This window comes from Micromonospora sp. KC207, from assembly GCF_004348615.1.
In the GTDB taxonomy this organism is placed as follows: Bacteria; Actinomycetota; Actinomycetes; order Mycobacteriales; family Micromonosporaceae; genus Micromonospora.
In genome coordinates this window covers 1-16,348 of the sequence record NZ_SMKJ01000152.1, presented here as the reverse complement: position 1 = coordinate 16,348, position 16,348 = coordinate 1, and the positions used below count along the sequence as shown (strand labels likewise).

Genomic DNA, 16,348 nt, shown 5'->3' with positions numbered 1-16,348 from the left:
CGTGAAGGCTGACCCGAAGGTCCAGCGCCGCCTGCTCGACCTCCAGGCGATCGACACCGCCCTCGCCCAGCTCGCCCACCGCCGCCGCACCCTGCCCGAGTGGGCCGAGCTGGAGGCCCTCGCCCGGGAACTGTCCGCGCTGGAGGACGAGCGGGTCCGCGCCCAGGTCGCCGTCGACGACCTGGACCGCGACATCGCCCGCATCGAGAAGGACGTCGAGCAGGTCCGGGCCCGCAAGGGCAAGGACGAGGCGCGGCTGGCCGCCGGCACCGGCCCGGCCCGGGAACTGGAGGCGCTCCAGCACGAGCTGGTCTCGCTCAACCGCCGGCAGAGCGACCTGGAGGACGCCGAGCTGGAGCTGATGGAGCAGCGGGAGACCGCCCAGGGTGTACTCGACGGGATCGAGCGGCGGGCGGCCGACGCGCGCGAGCGGCGGGTGGCGGCCGAGCGACGCCGCGACGAGGCCCTCGCCGAGATCGCCAAGGAGGAGGAGTTCAAGCGGCAGGCCCGCCAGCCCCTCGCTGGCGACCTCCCGGCCGAGCTGGTCACCCTGTACGACAAGATCCGCGCCGACACCGGGCTCGGCGCGGCCCTGCTCACCGGTGCCCGCTGCGGCGGCTGCCGGCTGGAGCTCTACGGCGCGGACATGGGCCGCATCCGCAAGGCCGCCCCGGACGACGTGGTGCGCTGCGAGGAGTGCCGCCGGATCATGGTCCGCACCACCGAGTCGGGGCTGTAGCCGCGATGGCGGTGCGCACGGTCGTCGTCGAGGCCGACGGCGGGTCCCGGGGCAACCCCGGCCCGGCCGGCTACGGCGCGGTGGTCCGGGACCAGGCCAGCGGCGAGGTGCTCGCCGAACGGTCCGAGGCGATCGGCACGGCCACCAACAACGTGGCCGAGTACCGCGGGCTGATCGCCGGCCTGGAGGCCGCCGCCGAGCTGGGCGCGGTCGAGGTCGACGCCCGGATGGACTCCAAGCTGGTGGTCGAGCAGATGTGCGGTCGCTGGCAGATCAAGCACCCGGGGCTACGGCCGCTCGCCGCGCAGGCCGCGGCGCTGGTCGACCGGTTCGCGGCGGTGCGCTTCCAGTGGATCCCCCGGGAGCGCAACCGGCACGCCGATGCCCTCGCCAACGCCGCGATGGACGCCGCCGCCACCGGGTCGGCCGCCGCCGGCCCGGCCCGCGCCGCGACCGTACCGCCCCGGGCCGCCGAGCCGGCGCGCGAGGTGGCCGCCCCGGACTCGCCCGCCCGGGCCCTCGCCCGGGAGGCCGCCGCCCGCGCCGCCACCCGGGGGGCCGGGACCGACCCGGCGACCACCCCCGCCTCCTGGGAGCCGCGCCCCAGCGACACGGCGACCCGGCTGATCCTGGTCCGGCACGGCGAAACCGAGTTCACCGAGCAACGTCGCTACTCCGGCCGCGGCGATGTGCCGCTGTCCGCGCGGGGCCGGGCCCAGGTGCAGGCCACGGCCGCCCGGGTGGCTGGCCTCGCCCCGGCCGCCGTGGCCGTGGTCAGCTCACCGCTGTCCCGGTGTACGGCCACCGCGCGGGCGATCGCCGGGGCGCTCGGCGACGCCGTCGCGGTACGCACGGCCGACGACCTGATCGAGTGTGACTTCGGGGCGTGGGAGGGGCGCACCTTCGCCGAGGTGCGCGCGGGCTGGCCGGGTGAGCTGGACGCCTGGCTCGCCTCGACCCGGGTCGCCCCGCCCGACGGTGAGTCGTTCACCGAGGTCGCCGCCCGGGTGGCCCGGGCCACGGACGCGCTGCTGGCCGCGTACCCCGGGGAGACCGTGGTGGTCGTCTCGCACGTCTCGCCGATCAAGCTGGTGCTGCGCGAGGCCCTCGCCGCCGACGACGCGTTCCTGCACCGGCTCTACCTCGACGCCGCCGGCATCTCGGTGCTGGACCGGTGGCCCGACGGCGGCGTCGCGGTCCGCTCGGTCAACGACACCGCCCACCTCACCGCGCTCTGACCCACCCCGCAAAGGGTGGCCGTTCCCCCGGGAACGGCCACCCTTTCCGCCGTCGAGGGGCCCGGGACATCGACCGGCGTGCCGTTCGGCGCAGCCCGGAGCCCGCTCGGCGCACCGCCCGGCGCTGGTTGAACGTGACGCCCGGCACAGGGTCGTAACGTCCGGCCGTCCATGGGGAGACACGAATACCGGAGGTGTGTCGCATGAGCGCATCAGAACCGGAGGAACCCGGCTCGGCGTCGTCCAGGGCGAAGGACCACAGCCCCTGGAACTGGTTGCTGTTCATCCCGATCGTGGTGCCGCTGATCCCGGTCTTCTTCAACGCCGACTCGCCGCGCGTGCTCGGGTTCCCGCGCTTCTACTGGCTGCAACTGGCCTACATCCTGCTCGGCGTGGCCACCACCACGCTCGTCTACCGGCTGACGAAGAAGCGGGGTGACCGGTGAGCGCGAGGAGTGAGCCGGGCCTGCGAGCCCCGCAGTCGCGAACGAAGGAGGTCCGGTGATGTGGCGCGACCACCTGACGGAGATCATCGTCTTCACGGCGCTGTTCCTGCTGGTCAGCGTCATGGGCTTCGTGGCGGCCCGGTGGCGGGCCCCGAGGGACATGGCCCACCTCGACGAGTGGGGGCTGGGCGGGCGCAGCTTCGGCGGCTGGATCACCTGGTTCCTCGTCGGCGGTGACCTCTACACCGCGTACACCTTCGTGGCGGTGCCGGCGCTGATGTTCGGGGCCGGCGCGGCCGGGTTCTTCGCCGTGCCGTACACGATCGTCATCTACCCGCTGGTGTTCCTGGTGCTCTGCCGGCTCTGGTCGGTCTCGCACCGGCACGGTTTCGTCACCCCCGCCGACTTCGTCCGCAGCCGGTTCGATTCGCCGGTGCTGGCGCTGGTCGTCGCGATCACCGGCATCGTCGCCACCATGCCGTACATCGCGTTGCAGCTCGTCGGCATCGAGGCGGTGCTCAAGACGATGGGGGTGACCGGTGAGAGCGCGCTGGCCCGGCACCTGCCGATCATCATCGCGTTCGCGATCCTGGCCGCGTACACGTACCAGTCGGGGCTGCGCGCGCCCGCGCTGATCGCGTTCGTCAAGGACACGCTGATCTACATCGTGATCCTGGTGGCGGTGCTCTGGCTGCCGCAGAAGCTGGGCGGCTGGGGGTCGATCTTCGACGCCGCCGAGGCGAAGTTCGCCGCGTCGCCCAACCCGAACGACGGGATCCTGCTCAACGCCAACAACCAGCTCCAGTACGTCACCCTGGCGTTCGGCTCGGCGCTGGCGCTGTTCCTCTACCCGCACAGCATCACCGGCGTGCTGGCCAGCCGGAACCGGGACGTGATCAAGCGGAACATGTCGGCGCTGCCCGCGTACAGTCTGGTGTTGGGCCTGATCGCGCTGCTCGGCTTCATGGCCATCGCGGCCGGGGTGAAGCCGCTGCCCGGCTCCAGCGCCGGCAGCGTGGACAGCAACACGGTGGTGCCGGTGCTGTTCGACCAGCAGTTCCCCGACTGGTTCGCCGGGGTCGCGTACGCGGCCATCGGCATCGGCGCGCTGGTGCCGGCGGCGATCATGTCGATCGCGGCGGCGAACCTGTTCACCCGCAACATCTACAAGGAGTACCTGAAGCGGGACGCCACCCCGGCCCAGGAGGCGAACGTCTCGAAGATCACCTCGCTGGTGGTGAAGGTCGGCGCGGTGGCCTGCATCGTCTTCCTCGACCCGCAGTTCTCCATCGACCTCCAGCTCATCGGTGGCGTGATCATCCTGCAGACGCTGCCGGCGGTGGCGCTGGGCCTCTACACCCGCTGGTTCCACCGGGGCGCGCTGGTCGCCGGCTGGGCGGCCGGCATGGGCCTGGGCATGTGGATGCTCTACCAGATCCCCAACCCGGCGACGAAGCGCGCCCACTTCGGCGGCTCCGCGTTCCCGCTGGGCGACTTCGGCTTCGACACGAAGAAGACGATCTACGTCGGGATCGTGGCGGTGCTGGTGAACCTCGTCGTCGCCGCCCTGGTCACCCTGGCCCTGCGGGCCGCGCGGGTGGCCGAGGGCACCGACGGCACCACCCGCGACGACTACTTCGCCGACGAGGGCGACCCGCGCGTCACCCCCGGCGCGACCCGGGGCGCCGACGCCGCCCCCGAACCCGCCGCCTGAGCTGTAAGCAGGGGCCCCTTGTCAACGCTTTCTGTTGTACAGGGGGCCCTTGCGTGCCCACGCGCGCCGCGGCCACCGGCCCCGCCGGCAAGGGCCGGTCAGCGGAACGCCCGGTAGAGCAGGTAGAACCCGATGACCGCGCCGAACACCACGATCAGCGTCTTCAGCACCACCGGCGGCAGCCGGCGGACCAGCCGCGCACCCGCGTACCCCCCGACCAGGGTCGCCGGGGCGACCACCGCGACGCCCGCCCAGTTCACCGGCCCGAACGCGGCGAAGATCACCAACGTGGTCAGCCCGACCACCGCCGAGAGCACGTTCTTGATCGCCGACACCCGGGCCAGCGTCGCGTCCAGCACCAACGCCAGGCCGGCCACCAGCATCACCCCGAGGGCCGCGCCGAAGTAGCCTCCGTACACCGCGCCGACCGCGACCATGGCCTGGACCGTGACGGTACGACGGCGCGGCGCCAGGTCCGCCGGGTGCCCGACGAGGCGACGCAGCGGATCCTGGAACGCCAGCACGGCGGTCGCCCCGAGCACCAGGAACGGCACCACCAGTTCGAACGCCCGCGCCGGCGTGGCCAGCAGCAGCAGGCAACCGACGACCGTGCCGACGACGGTGGTCGGCAGCAGCGCCCACAGCGCCCGCCCGCGTGGCAGGTCCCGCCGACTGCCCGCCACGCTCGCGACGTAGCCGGGGAAGACCGACACGGAGTTGGTCACGTTCGCCGGCACGGGCGGCAGGCCGACCGCGATGAGCGTCGGGAAGGTGATCAACGAGCCGCCCCCGGCCACCGCGTTCACCGTGCCCGCGGCGAGACCGGCGGTGACCAGCAGCGCGGCGTCGGAGAGCTCCATGATCCCCGAGGCTAGTACGCCCCACCCGGCGCGGCCACGCCACTTACATCGACCGGGCCGACGGACGGCTTCTCGTGGCCTCGGAGCGCGGCGAGGGCACGTCGTGCCGCATCCGAGGGGGTGCAATAACCCGCGTCTGGGCGTCGTTAGGATGAGAGCGCGACGGACGAGTCGACCGGGCGGTCGCGTCGACGGGCTCCGGCCCGTCGCCGAGGAACGTCCGGACTCCACAGGGCAGGGTGGTTGCTAACGGCAACCCGGGGTGACCCGCGGGACAGTGCCACAGAAAACAGACCGCCGACCCCAACGGGACGGTAAGGGTGAAACGGTGGGGTAAGAGCCCACCAGCATCCCGGGTGACCGGGATGGCTCGGTAAACCCCACCCGGAGCAAGGCCAAAATGTGCCGTCACCGCAAGTGACGGCACAGCGCAGACGCTTGAGGGCTGCCCGCCCGATGTCTGCGGGTAGGCCGCACGAGCCTGCCGGCGACGGCAGGCCTAGATGGATGGCCGCCGCCGGCGCGGACCCCGGGAGGGGTGCGCGCCGGGCACAGAATCCGGCGTACAGGTCGACTCGTCCGTCGCCCACCTGCTCAGAGACCTGATCAAGGCTCTGGTACGCGGTGTGGTGGTGCTACCGCTCGTCGACGGTGAAGGCGCTCACCAGTTCCGCCATGCTGTCGATGACGGCGTCCGCGGCGGCGAGGCGTTCGCGCTTGCCGGGCTTGTTGGCGTACCCGATGGCGGCGACTCCGGCGGCGTGGGCGGCCTCGATGTCACTGGCCGAGTCGCCGACGAGGACGCATTCCGCCGGTTCGGCGCCCAACTCCCGCAAGGCGGCCAGCACCGGGAAGGGGTCCGGCTTCATCCGTTCGGGGGCGGCCTCGGGTCGGCCGACGACCGGGTGTACGTACGCGGTGAGCCGGCGGGCGCTCAGGTAGGCGCGGACGGACTCGGCCGAGTTGTTCGACACCACGGCGACCCGGCGGCCGGTCTGCCGGGCGGCGACGATGACCTCCCGGCCGTACGGCGTCGGTTCGGCGGTGCGGGCTGCGGTGATCTCCTCGCGGGTCATCGCCTGGTCGACCAGGCGGACAACGGCGGGACGGCCGGTGGTTGCGGTGAAGCGCAGCACGGCGAGTGGGTCGCGTTCGGCCAGGATCTCGGGCGGCAGGGTCACGGCCTGGGCGACGAGCAGCCGGCGCAACTCGTGGGCGACGGTCGACGCGGGGTGTCGGGCGAAGATGCTGCACACCGGGCCGTCGAAGTCGAGCAGGATCACGCGGGCACGGTCGATCATCTTCGGTGGAGGGCGACGACCGCTGCCAGGATCAGCGCGCCGCCGAGCAGCGCGGGCGCGGTGAGGCGCTCGCCCAGGAGCAGCGCCGCGAGGAGGACGGCGGAGAGCGGTTCGACGAGGGTGGCCACCGTGGCGGCCGATCCGGACGTTGTCCGCAGCCCGGCGTAGAGCAGGCCGTACGCCAGGGCCATCGTCGCGACCCCGAGGTACCCCAGCAGGGCGAGCGAGGCGGGGTCGGTCGGGAGCACCGGTTGGCCTGCCGTGGCGGCGGTTGCCAGGAAGGGCAGCAGTGCCAGTGCCCCGGCGGCGGTGGCACACGTGGTCAGGGCCACGGAGTCGACCCGCTGGGCCAGGGTGTGCCCCAGCACCGTCGTCGCGGCGTACGTCGCCCCGGATGCGACGGCGAGGACGAGCCCGAGGCCCGGCCGGTTGCCGGGCGTCGGTGAGCCGTGTCCTGCGGTCGCGCTGATCAACACGAGTCCGGCAAGCGCAGCCGCCAGCACACCCGCCTCCCGCATCGACGGCCGGGACCGGGCAGCGGCGTGCTCCCAGACGGCGGCCAGGATCGGTGCCAGTCCGAGCGAGACGACGGTCGCGACGCTCACGCCGACCAGCAGGACGGAGCCGAAGTACAGACCCTGGTACAGGGCGGTGCCGCAACCGACCAGAACGGCCAGCACCGGGTGGGTGCGCATCGTCGCGAGCACGACACCCGACCGGCGAGTCACCACGGCGAAAGCGACCAGGGCGATGGCGGCCAGCGCCGTACGCCATGCGCTGACCGTCATCGCGCCGAGGCCGTCACGGCTGTGCAGCACGGTGACCACCAGCCCGCCGGTGCCCCACAGGACGCCAGCCGCGCACACCTGGAGCAGCCCGATGCGAGCACTCCGGTGCGTGGACCCCGTCCTCGTCGCCACCGGGCCAACCTAGTTGATGCCGGCGTGGACCCGGCGGTGGCGGAGCGTGCTACCGCCGCGTCGCCGACACGGGCCGAACCCGTCCCCTGGTCAGGCGCGGCACGTCACTCCGTGGCGTCGACGGTGTGGGGGCGGTCGTCCTCCGCAGGGCGCGGGGCCACGACGTGCACCGACACGCCCGCGTTGCCGTTGTGCGTCTCGATCCAGGTGTCCAGCGCGGTCCGGCAGGCGTGGTCGACGTGCCGCAGCCCGCGCAGGTCCAGCCGTACGGTGCGGTCGGCGGGCAGGTCGTTCAGCGTGGTGAGGATGGTGGGCAGCCGCAGGAATGTGGCGTTGCCGGTGATCGTGACCTCGATCGGGCCCGGGTCGGCGTCGTGCACGGTGAGCCGGATGTGCGACGTCTCCCACGCGGTTTTGACCACGGCCAGGCCGAGGCCGACGAGCACGCCGGTGAACATGTCCGTGGTGAGGATGGCCAGGGCGGTCACCGCCAGCACCACCGCCTCGCCCCGGTGGTCCCGCCACAGCTGAGGCATCGCCCGCAGCGGCAGCAGCTTGACCCCGGCGTGGATGAGAACGGCGGCGAGCGCGGGCAGCGGGATCAGCCCGATCAGGCCGGGCGCGGCGGCAGCGAACAGCAGCAGCCACAGCCCGTGCAGCACCCGGGACGCCTTCGTCCGCGCCCCGGCCCGCACGTTGGCGGAGCTGCGGACTATGACGGCGGTCATCGGCAGGGCGCCGAGCAGGCCACAGATCGCGTTCCCGGTGCCCTGCGCCACGAGTTCCTTGTCGAAGTCGGTGCGGGGGCCCTGGTGCAGCCGGTCGACGGCCGCCGCGCTGAACAGGCTCTCCGCCGAGGCGACCAGGGTGAACGTGGCGATGGTGGCGAGCACGCCGAGGTCCGTGAGGGTGCCCCAGTGCCCGAGGGACGGCTGCATCGCCGCGAGCAGTCCCTCGACCTCGATGGTGTCGACGGGCAGCCCGAGCGCGGCGGTCACCGCGGCCGCCGCCACGACGGCGACGAGCGCGCCGGGGACCGTCCGCAGCCGGCCGGGCAGGCTGTCCCAGAACACCATCACGACGATGGTCGCCCCGCCCACGACGAGCGAGATCAGTGCCGAGGCTGACGTGGCGACCTCGCTCACCAGCCCCGGCAGGCCGGTGAACTTCCCCAGCCCGGAGTGTGGCGTGGCGGCACCGGCCAGGACGTAGAGCTGCCCGGCGATCAGCAGCAGGCCGATGCCGGCGAGCATGCCCTGCACCACAGACACGGTGATGGCGCGGAACCAGCGGCCGAGCCGCAGCAGCCCCAGGCCGACCTGGAGCAGCCCGGCGACCAAGACGATCGTGCCGAGGCCGGCGAGGCCGTAGCGGTCCACCGCCTCGGCGACCAGCACCGTCAGGCCGGCGGCGGGGCCGCTGACCTGTATGCTGCTGCCCGGCATGCATCCCACGACGATGCCGCCCACGATGCCGGTGACCAGGCCGAGTTCGGCCGGCACGCCGGAGGCGACGGCGATGCCCACGCAGAGCGGCAGGGCGACGAGGAAGACGACGACGGAGGCGGACAGGTCGGCGCGCAGCGTGCGCCAGGGCGGGAGGATAGGCGACATCGTTCACATCCGGGAGTGCGGGGTGAGCGGGCAACGGGTTGGCCACCGCCGCCGGCCGCCGGCTGGTCGAACCGCCGGCTGAGCCGGGGGTACGGGTGTCGGCGGCGCGGGCGGCCGGAGGGTGACGCGCGTGGTCGTCAGGTTTGCGGGGAGTGCCCGACCGGCCTGGGAACGTCGTCGTCACCCGTCGCCGTACGCCGCCCGCGTCAGCGGGCGGCCGGGATCCCGCTCGCGCCAGTCAGCAGCGCAGAACGCTCAGCCGGATCGGGTCGGGGCCGGCGTCGGCGGTGACGGGGCGCCCGTCGGCGGTGTTGTCCCGGCGGACGGTGGCGTCGGGCAGGGCCGACGATGCCTGCGGCCCGGGGTCGCGGCGGTCGGTGCTCTGGTTGCCCCGGCCGGAGCGAGTGGCCGACCCGCACGCCTTCCCGTCGAAGCGGGGCACGACGGTGGGGTCCGGTGACTGGTCGGTGCGTGCGGCGAGCGTGGTCACCAGGCGGTACGCCTCCAGGGTGACCCGCCCGGCCCGCCCGGTCCGCGACGCCGCGCGGTGCCGGACGGCCGGGTCGAAACCGTCGGTCACGCTGGCCTCAAGGGCCACGGTGGACCCGGTCGTAACGGCGGGCCCGGTAACCCTCGGCCTGGCGGTGCCGCTGGACTCGACGGCCACGATCGGCCCGATCGCAACGGTGGGCCCGGTCACCTTCGGCAGGGCGGGCCGGGTGGTCGCGATGGGCCCGGTGGCCGCGACGGTGTCCAGGGCGGCGGTGTTCATCGGGGCAAGGCAGACGAGGCCGATGTGCAGCAGGAGCGCGCAGCCGAGCAACGGGGCGAGGGCGACGGCAACGAGTATGCGCTGCACCGCTCACCCCCCAGGCCGGTACATGCACGCGTGGCCGCGTGCTAACACACAGTAGAACTCCCGGCCGGGGGTGTCGGTTACGGCTGTTTTAACGGATTATTGCATGCCACGGGTCCTGTTCCGGAAAGTGCCCCGGGGCTGCCGGGCGGGTGATGGTGGCCGTGGCGACAAGAGTCGTCACGGCCCTGACTCCGGGCACATCACTGCCTGGTCCCGGGCCGTCGCGGCCTGACCCCGGACGTGGTGCGGCCCCGGAGCGATCGGGCGCTCCGGGGCCGCACTCGAAGATGGGGAATCAGCTCGCGGGGGAGACGTACAGCAGGCGGTTCGGAGAACCGGTGCCGGGGCTGGTCACCACGCCGGCGGTGGCCGTGGTGGTCAGGTGCGCGGCGACCTGGGCCGGGGTCCAGGTCGGGTTGTTGGACAGCACGCGGGCGGCGGCGCCGGCCACGTGCGGGGCGGCCATCGAGGTGCCGCTGATGGTGTTGGTGGCGGTGTTGCTGTTGTACCAGGCGGACAGCACGTTCACGCCCGGGGCGAAGATGTCCAGGCAGGTGCCGTAGTTGGAGAAGTCGGCCCGCGCGTCGTTGTTCTGCGTCGCCCCGACGGTGATCGCGGCGGGGACGGCGGCCGGCGAGGAGGAGCAGGCGTTGGCGTTGGAGTTGCCGGCGGCCACCGCGTAGGTGACCCCGTCTGCGATGGAGTTCGCCACGGCGGTGTCCAGCGACGAGTTCACCGAGCCGCCGAGGCTCATGTTCGCCACCGCCGGCTGGCCGGCCTGGTGGTTGGAGGTCACCCAGTCGACCCCGCCGATGACGCCGGCGTTGGTGCCCCGGCCACGGCAGTTGAGCACCCGCACGGCGACGAGCTTGACGTTCTTGGCCACGCCGTACGAGGTGCCGCCGACGGTGCCGGCGACGTGGGTGCCGTGGCCGTTGCAGTCGGCCGCCGGCAGGGCGTTGTCGACAGCGTCGTACCCGTCGACGGCCTGGCCGCCGAAGTCGTTGTGGCTGGTGCGGATGCCCGTGTCGATGATGTACGCCGTCACGCCGGTGCCGGTGCTGGTGTAGTTGTACGAGTTGCTCAGCGGCAGGGCCGCCTGGTCGGTGCGGTCCAGCCCCCACGGCGGGTTCGCCTGCGTGGTCTGGATGCTGACCTCGTGGTTCTGCTCGACCCAGGCGACGGACGGGTGCGCAGCCAGGCGCTTCGCGGCGGACTCGGACAGCCGCACCTCGAAGCCGTTGAGTGCCGCGCCGTACACCTGGGCGATGCTGCCGCCGAACTGCTTGGCCAGGCTGCTGGCGGAGCGGGAGACGGCGGCGGAGCGGGTGCCGGCCTTGCCTCCGACGGCGCTGTCCTTCAGGACGACGATGTAGCTGGAGGGGACGGCCGTGGCGCCACCGGCGTGGCGGATATCGCCGGCCGCCGGTGCTGCGGACACCGGGCTGCCGATCATGGTGGTGGCCAGCGCCGATGCGGTCAACACGCCGAGGGTGGCGGCCTTGCGGGACAACGTCATCTATCGGTCTCCTCTGTCGTCGACCGCGCGGGAGCTGGACTTACGCGGTCTGAGATCCTGATGACAGGCTATCCAGTGATCTACAAGCGGCTATATATCGAATAGGTCATAGCATCGCGCGAATCCCATCACGCGCACCCTGCTGGAACGCGCGGGCCGTTCGGCCACCGGGTGGCGGACCACCGTGCCGGGCCGCGATCGCCCGCTCGATCAGGCCCGACGCCGGATGCCCCCACCCGATCACCCGCCGCCCCGCTGCCACCTTGGGCAGCCAGATCCCGTCGCGGCAGCGCACCAGCGCGCGGCAGGCGCCGAGCACCGCGTCCTCGGCGCCGGCCGCCGGCTCGTCCCCGGGCGGGGTCGGCAGCGCCAGCCACCACGTCAGCGCGTCCACCAGCAGCCGGCGCAGGTCGGCCGGCGTCATGTCGGCGAACGCCTCGCCGGCCGGCGGCCCGGCCAGGGTCAGCCCGCGGGAGTGCAGGATGCTGCGGTCCAGCCCGTACCAGAACCGGCCGTCGGAGGCCGGCCGCTCGTCGCCGGACCAGGTCACCCGCGACGGCATCCCCGCACCGGTGTTCAGCTCCACCTCGAATCCCGGCTCCGGGGTGCCCGACCGGGCCACCTCGCGGTGGTAGACGACCAGTTCCAGCCCGCGTGCGGGGCAGGGCAGAACCTCGTGCCGCAGCCGGGCGACCAACTCCCGCTTGCGCCCGTCCGCCAGGGCCCGCGCGCACAGCAACGCCACGTCGACGTCGCTGCGCCCCGGTTGGTACGCCCCGAGGGCCACCGAACCGGCCGCGTACGCCCCGACGAGGTCGTCGCCGAGCACGTCCCCGGCCGTGGCGACCAGCTCCGCCAGGTAGCGCTTCACCTCCGGGTCCACCGAGGCATTGTGCCGCGCTGCCCGGGCCCCCGTCCCGGGCAGTCCCGGTCGTGCGACCCGGTCAAAGGCGGTCCAGCAGGGCGGCGAGGCTGATATGAAGTGTCCCAGGGCGGTCGGTAGGGGACAGGAACCCCCTCAACCGGCCGCCGCCGCTCTCCACCCACACCGCCTTATCCGGCGGTTTTGCCGTTTCGGCCCGGCGGCCGGCCAGCGCGTCTACTGTGGAAGACATCGGCGACTGTTTGCCTGAACCGGTGGCGGCCGGGCGGTGTGCGGTGCACAGTGATCCCATGAGCGACAGCGGAAGTGGTGGGCACTACTACTGGTGCACGCGACACCACCGGGTCGAGACCGAGGCCGACGTCTGCGCGGCGCGGCACGTGCTCGGGCCGTACGCCTCGGCCGCCGACGCGGAGAACGCCCTGCAGCAGGTGCGGGAGCGCAACGACGCGTGGGACGCCGAGGACGCCCGTTGGGCCGGGGAGGACAGATAGGCGGCGCGGGACGGCCCGCGCCGAGGAACTCCGTGCCCCGAGAGGAGGCACGCGAGCGCATGTCCCCAAGGAGGGAACCGAGATGGCCGAAGCACAAAAGGCCACCACCCGCCCGGCCGCCAAACGTACGACCGCGAAGAAGACCTCTGCGGCCGGACGGGCTACGGGCACTGCCCGGGCCGCCACCCCGGCGGCCCGGCAGTCGACCGTGACCAAGGCATCACCGAACGCCTCCGGAGCCGGGGCCGGCCGGGTGCCGGCGAAGAGGGCGGCCGCGAGGAAGACCGCCGCCACGAAGATCGCGGCCCAGAAGGCCCCGGTCAGCAGCAAGGCCCCCGCGAAAAAGGCACCCGCCACGAGGACCACCGCGAAGAAGGCCCCCGCGAAGAAGGTCGCCGCCGCGAAGAAGGCCCCCGCGAAGAAGGTCGCCGCCGCGAAGCAGGCCCTCGCGAAGAAGGCCACCGCCGCGGGGACCACCGTGAAGAAGACCACGGCCGCCAAGACCACCGCCGCCAAGACCAGCGCCGCGACGGCCTTGACGAGGAAGGCCCCAGCGAGGAAGGCCGCGAAGAGCACCACCGGGGCGACGGCGGCGAAGCGGACTACCACGGCGGCGAAGAAGGCCCCGGCGAAGAAGACCACCGTCCGGAAGACCACCTCGACCCGGCCCACCGGCGGTGCCCGCACGGCCGCCGCCCGGAAGGCCCCGGCGAAGAAGGCCCCGGCGAAGAAGGCGACGGCCACCTCGTCGACCACCGCCCGCAAGGCGGCGAAGAAGGCCACCGCGAAGAAGGTCCCCGCTGCGCGGAAGACCACGGCGCGGAAGACCACGGCGCGGAAGACCACCACGGCCAGGAGCGCGCCGGCCCGTACGGCGGCGGCCCGGGCCGCCGCGCCGCGCGGCGCCCGCACCGCCGCCCGGAGGGCCACCGGCTGACCCTGCCGCCGTGCGGGGGAGCGGATGAGCCGCCGCGCTGTCAGGATTGACCCCGTGGTGATCCGACGCGTCCTCGCGCCCCGCATCGACTTCGGCGCGCTGCGCCGCGAGCTGGAACTGCCCGAGGGGTTCCCGCCCGCAGCGCAGCGCGAGGCCGAGGCGGCGGCCGCCGCGCCGCCCCGGCCCGCCGTCGACCACACCGACGTCCCGTTCGTCACTGTCGACCCGGCTACCTCGCGGGATCTCGACCAGGCGATGCACCTCGCCCGCCGCCCCGATGGCGGCTTCCGGGTCCGGTACGCCATCGCGGACGTCGCCGCGCACGTGCGCCCCGGCGGCGCGCTGGAGGAGGAGACCTGGCGGCGCGGGCAGACCGTGTACCTGCCCGACGGCAATGTGCCCCTGCACCCGGAGACCCTCAGCGAGGGCGCGGCCAGCCTGCTGCCCGGCGAGAACCGGGCAGCCGTGGTGTGGACCATCGACCTCGCCCCTGACGGCGGCACGGTCGCCGTCGCGCTGGAACGCGCCCTGGTACGCAGCCGCGCCAAGCTGGACTACGTCGGCGTCCAGGCCGACGCCGACGCCGGCCGGCTGCCCGAGCCGATCGCCCTGCTGCCCGAGCTCGGTGCCCTGCTCACCGCGCGCGGCCTGCGCCGGGGCGCGATCAACCTGCCGCTGCCCGAGCAGGACGTCGAACCGGACGGCGACGGCTGGCGGCTGATGCTGCGTGGCCCGGTCCCGATTGAGGAGCACAACGCCCAGATCTCCCTGCTCACCGGGATGGCCGCCGCCGACATCATGCTGGCCGGCGGGATCGGCCTGCTGCGTACCATGCCGCAGCCGAGGCCGGAGGCGGTGGCCCGGCTGCGCACCGCCGCCGCCCCGCTGGGCGTCGACTGGTCGGCCGGCGTCAGCCTGGGTGAGGTGCTGGCCGGGCTGGACGCCTCGGAGCCCCGGGTCGCCGCGTTCGTCGACCAGGCGGCCGAGCTGATGCGCGGGGCCGCGTACGCCGCGTTCGACGGCGCGGTGCCCGACCGGCCGGAGCACGGCGGGGTCGCCGCCGCGTACGCCCACGTCACGGCACCGTTGCGCCGGCTGGCCGACCGGTACGCCACCGAGGTCTGCCTGGCCCTGCACGCCGGCCGGCCGGTGCCCGACTGGGCCCGGGCGGCGCTGCCGAAGCTGCCGCAGGTGATGGCCGCGACCGACCGGAGGGCCGGCGCGGCCACCCGGGCCGCCGTCGAGCTGGCCGAGGCGGTGCTGCTGGCGCACCGGGTCGGCGAAACCTTCGACGCGGCGGTGCTCGACGTGGACGCGCCGCCGAACGACCGGCCGAGGCCGGCCCGGCAGCCCGGCGGAACGGTGGCGCTGGACGCCCCGCCGGTGCGGGCCCGCTGCACCGGGGTGCTGCCCCTGGGCGAGCGGGTCCGGGTCCGGCTGGTCGAGGCCGACCCGACCACCCGGAAGGTCCTCTTCGCGCTGGCCTGACGGTGGGCACCGCCGAATCGGTGGGGTTTCGCACAGCGTCCGGCGCTGCTGCCGGCCCGCGTGATTTGCGAGGATGGGCGCATGGCATACGACGCGAGCACGCTGCCCGACGTGTCCGGGCTGACCGTCGGCATCATCGGCGGCACCGGCGACCAGGGCCGGGGCCTGGCCTACCGGTTCGCCCGCGCCGGGCAGTCCGTGCTGATCGGCTCCCGGTCGTCCGAGCGTGCCGCCGAGGCCGCCGTCGAGATCGCGGCGCTGCGTGGCGTGTCCCCCGGTGTCGAGGTCGCCGGGGCCGGCAACGAGGAGGTCGCCCGGCGCAGCGACGTGGTCGTGATCGCGGTGCCGTGGGACGGGCACGCGGCCACCGTCGCGGCCCTGGCCGAGCCGCTCGCCGGCAAGATCGTCGTCGACTGCGTCAACCCGCTCGGCTTCGACCGGCAGGGCCCGTACGCGCTGGCCGTCGCCGAGGGCAGCGCCGCCCAGCAGGCCGCCGCCCTGCTGCCCGACTCCCGGGTCTGTGCCGCGTTCAACCACGTCAGTGCCCCGCTGCTGGCCGACCCGGCGATCGACCGGATCGACCTCGACGTGCTGATCTGCACCGAGGACCGCGAGCTGGTGGGCGTCGTGGGCGCGCTCGCCGCCCGGATCCCCGGGATGCGTGGCATCTACGCCGGCCGGCTGCGCAACGCCCACCAGATCGAGGCGTTCACGGCCAACCTGATCGCGATCAACAAGCGTTACAAGGCCCACGCCGGCATCCGCGTCACCGACCTCTGAAATCCATGGCCTGCCCCGGGCCGCCTCGAAGGATGAGGATCGGGCCTGGTCTGTGCCCGAGGAGCGCGCCTTCGAGTTGAAGCTGGTCGACGGTCGATTCTCTTCACAGCGGCACCGGTCCGCTCGGGTGCGACGGATCCCGCCGGTCGTGGCACGCCGCGACCGACGGGACCAGGTCAGACCCTCGGGTCAGAAGTTCAGGCTGACGCCGGTCTTCTTGCAGGCGACGTTGGCTCTCGCCCCGGTCTTCTCCAGGACGGGGCTGTCCGCGGCGGCGGTTACGTCCGAGGCGCTCGCCACCTTGCGGGCCTCCGCGCCGAACGCCGCCAGCGCGGCGGCGGCCTCGCTGCCGGAGCCGCCCGTGGCGACCACGTCCGCCATCCCGTCCGCCATCTCGGTGTACGCCTTCTTCAGCGCCGGCGTCGGATCCCCGCCCGACGTCACGACCTTCACCAGCGCCGCCTTCGAGTCGTCGCCGATCTTCTTCGCCGCCTGGCAGAGCTTCTTGTCGGCCGCGGGATCGGCGGCGGCGGTGGAGGGTGCGGCTGTGGGGGAGG

General features: G+C 73.6%; 16 protein-coding genes and 1 other RNA gene. 9 read left to right on the top strand and 8 right to left on the bottom strand.

Features of this window, described 5'->3' with window-relative positions:
* Position 1: 1 nt before the first annotated feature.
* The 4 genes from E1258_RS19380 to mctP all read left to right on the top strand — a co-directional run bounded on the left by E1258_RS19380 (position 2) and on the right by mctP (position 4,137).
* A complete protein-coding gene (locus E1258_RS19380; protein ID WP_007072309.1) occupies positions 2–739 on the top strand; it encodes a zinc ribbon domain-containing protein in 738 nt (245 codons plus the stop codon).
* A gap of 5 nt (positions 740–744) precedes the next feature.
* Complete coding sequence (locus E1258_RS19375; RefSeq protein WP_132403181.1) at positions 745–1,977, top strand: bifunctional RNase H/acid phosphatase; 1,233 nt, start codon at positions 745–747, stop codon at positions 1,975–1,977.
* Positions 1,978–2,180: 203 nt separating this feature from the next.
* The gene (locus E1258_RS19370; protein WP_036372692.1) at positions 2,181–2,423 is read left to right on the top strand and encodes a DUF3311 domain-containing protein; all 243 of its coding nucleotides are present in this window, start codon (positions 2,181–2,183) and stop codon (positions 2,421–2,423) included.
* A 58-nt stretch (positions 2,424–2,481) separates the two neighbouring features.
* Positions 2,482–4,137 carry a monocarboxylate uptake permease MctP gene (gene mctP, locus E1258_RS19365; RefSeq protein WP_036372689.1) on the top strand — a complete coding sequence of 552 codons (1,656 nt, stop codon included), beginning with the start codon at positions 2,482–2,484 and terminating at the stop codon, positions 4,135–4,137.
* A 98-nt stretch (positions 4,138–4,235) separates the two neighbouring features.
* Here the strand turns inward: mctP and E1258_RS19360 are convergent, their stop codons facing one another.
* Positions 4,236–4,997: a sulfite exporter TauE/SafE family protein gene (locus E1258_RS19360; RefSeq protein WP_132403178.1), complete on the bottom strand. Its 762-nt coding sequence runs from the start codon at positions 4,995–4,997 to the stop codon at positions 4,236–4,238.
* 167 nt (positions 4,998–5,164) lie between these two features.
* On the opposite strand from E1258_RS19360, the gene rnpB reads away from it, so the two are divergent.
* Positions 5,165–5,579: RNase P RNA component class A (rnpB, locus tag E1258_RS19355), an RNA gene on the top strand.
* Positions 5,580–5,632: 53 nt separating this feature from the next.
* Here the strand turns inward: rnpB and E1258_RS19350 are convergent.
* The 6 genes from E1258_RS19350 to E1258_RS19325 all read right to left on the bottom strand — a co-directional run bounded on the left by E1258_RS19350 (position 5,633) and on the right by E1258_RS19325 (position 12,092).
* Positions 5,633–6,298 carry an HAD family hydrolase gene (locus E1258_RS19350; protein WP_132403175.1) on the bottom strand — a complete coding sequence of 222 codons (666 nt, stop codon included), beginning with the start codon at positions 6,296–6,298 and terminating at the stop codon, positions 5,633–5,635.
* Positions 6,295–7,218 (bottom strand): DMT family transporter, encoded by a 924-nt coding sequence (locus E1258_RS19345; protein ID WP_132403172.1) that lies wholly within the window; start codon positions 7,216–7,218, stop codon positions 6,295–6,297. Before E1258_RS19345 ends, E1258_RS19350 begins: the two co-directional genes overlap by 4 nt.
* 104 nt (positions 7,219–7,322) lie before the next feature.
* A complete protein-coding gene (locus E1258_RS19340) occupies positions 7,323–8,831 on the bottom strand; it encodes a SulP family inorganic anion transporter (RefSeq protein WP_132403169.1) in 1,509 nt (502 codons plus the stop codon).
* Positions 8,832–9,069: 238 nt separating this feature from the next.
* Entirely contained in the window at positions 9,070–9,690 is a 621-nt protein-coding gene (locus tag E1258_RS19335; RefSeq protein ID WP_132403166.1) for a hypothetical protein, read from the bottom strand.
* 295 nt (positions 9,691–9,985) lie between these two features.
* Positions 9,986–11,209 carry a S8 family peptidase gene (locus E1258_RS19330; RefSeq protein ID WP_132403163.1) on the bottom strand — a complete coding sequence of 408 codons (1,224 nt, stop codon included), beginning with the start codon at positions 11,207–11,209 and terminating at the stop codon, positions 9,986–9,988.
* A gap of 106 nt (positions 11,210–11,315) precedes the next feature.
* Positions 11,316–12,092, bottom strand: a complete 777-nt coding sequence (locus E1258_RS19325) for a nucleotidyltransferase domain-containing protein (protein ID WP_132403160.1) — start codon at positions 12,090–12,092, stop codon at positions 11,316–11,318.
* 290 nt (positions 12,093–12,382) lie between these two features.
* Between E1258_RS19325 and E1258_RS19320 the strand changes: the two genes are divergently transcribed.
* From E1258_RS19320 to npdG, 4 genes are all read left to right on the top strand, one after another.
* Entirely contained in the window at positions 12,383–12,586 is a 204-nt protein-coding gene (locus E1258_RS19320; RefSeq protein WP_036372683.1) for a hypothetical protein, read from the top strand.
* 82 nt (positions 12,587–12,668) lie between these two features.
* Positions 12,669–13,523 (top strand): histone, encoded by an 855-nt coding sequence (locus E1258_RS34000; RefSeq protein ID WP_207919627.1) that lies wholly within the window; start codon positions 12,669–12,671, stop codon positions 13,521–13,523.
* 54 nt (positions 13,524–13,577) lie between these two features.
* Positions 13,578–15,011 (top strand): RNB domain-containing ribonuclease, encoded by a 1,434-nt coding sequence (locus E1258_RS19310; RefSeq protein ID WP_132403158.1) that lies wholly within the window; start codon positions 13,578–13,580, stop codon positions 15,009–15,011.
* 81 nt (positions 15,012–15,092) lie between these two features.
* Positions 15,093–15,791, top strand: coding sequence for an NADPH-dependent F420 reductase (gene npdG / locus E1258_RS19305; protein WP_132403155.1), 699 nt, complete (start codon positions 15,093–15,095; stop codon positions 15,789–15,791).
* Positions 15,792–15,980: 189 nt separating this feature from the next.
* On the opposite strand, the gene E1258_RS33480 is transcribed toward npdG, so the two are convergent.
* On the bottom strand, positions 15,981–16,348 hold a 368-nt coding region (locus E1258_RS33480; protein ID WP_165949839.1), incomplete at its 5' end, for a hypothetical protein.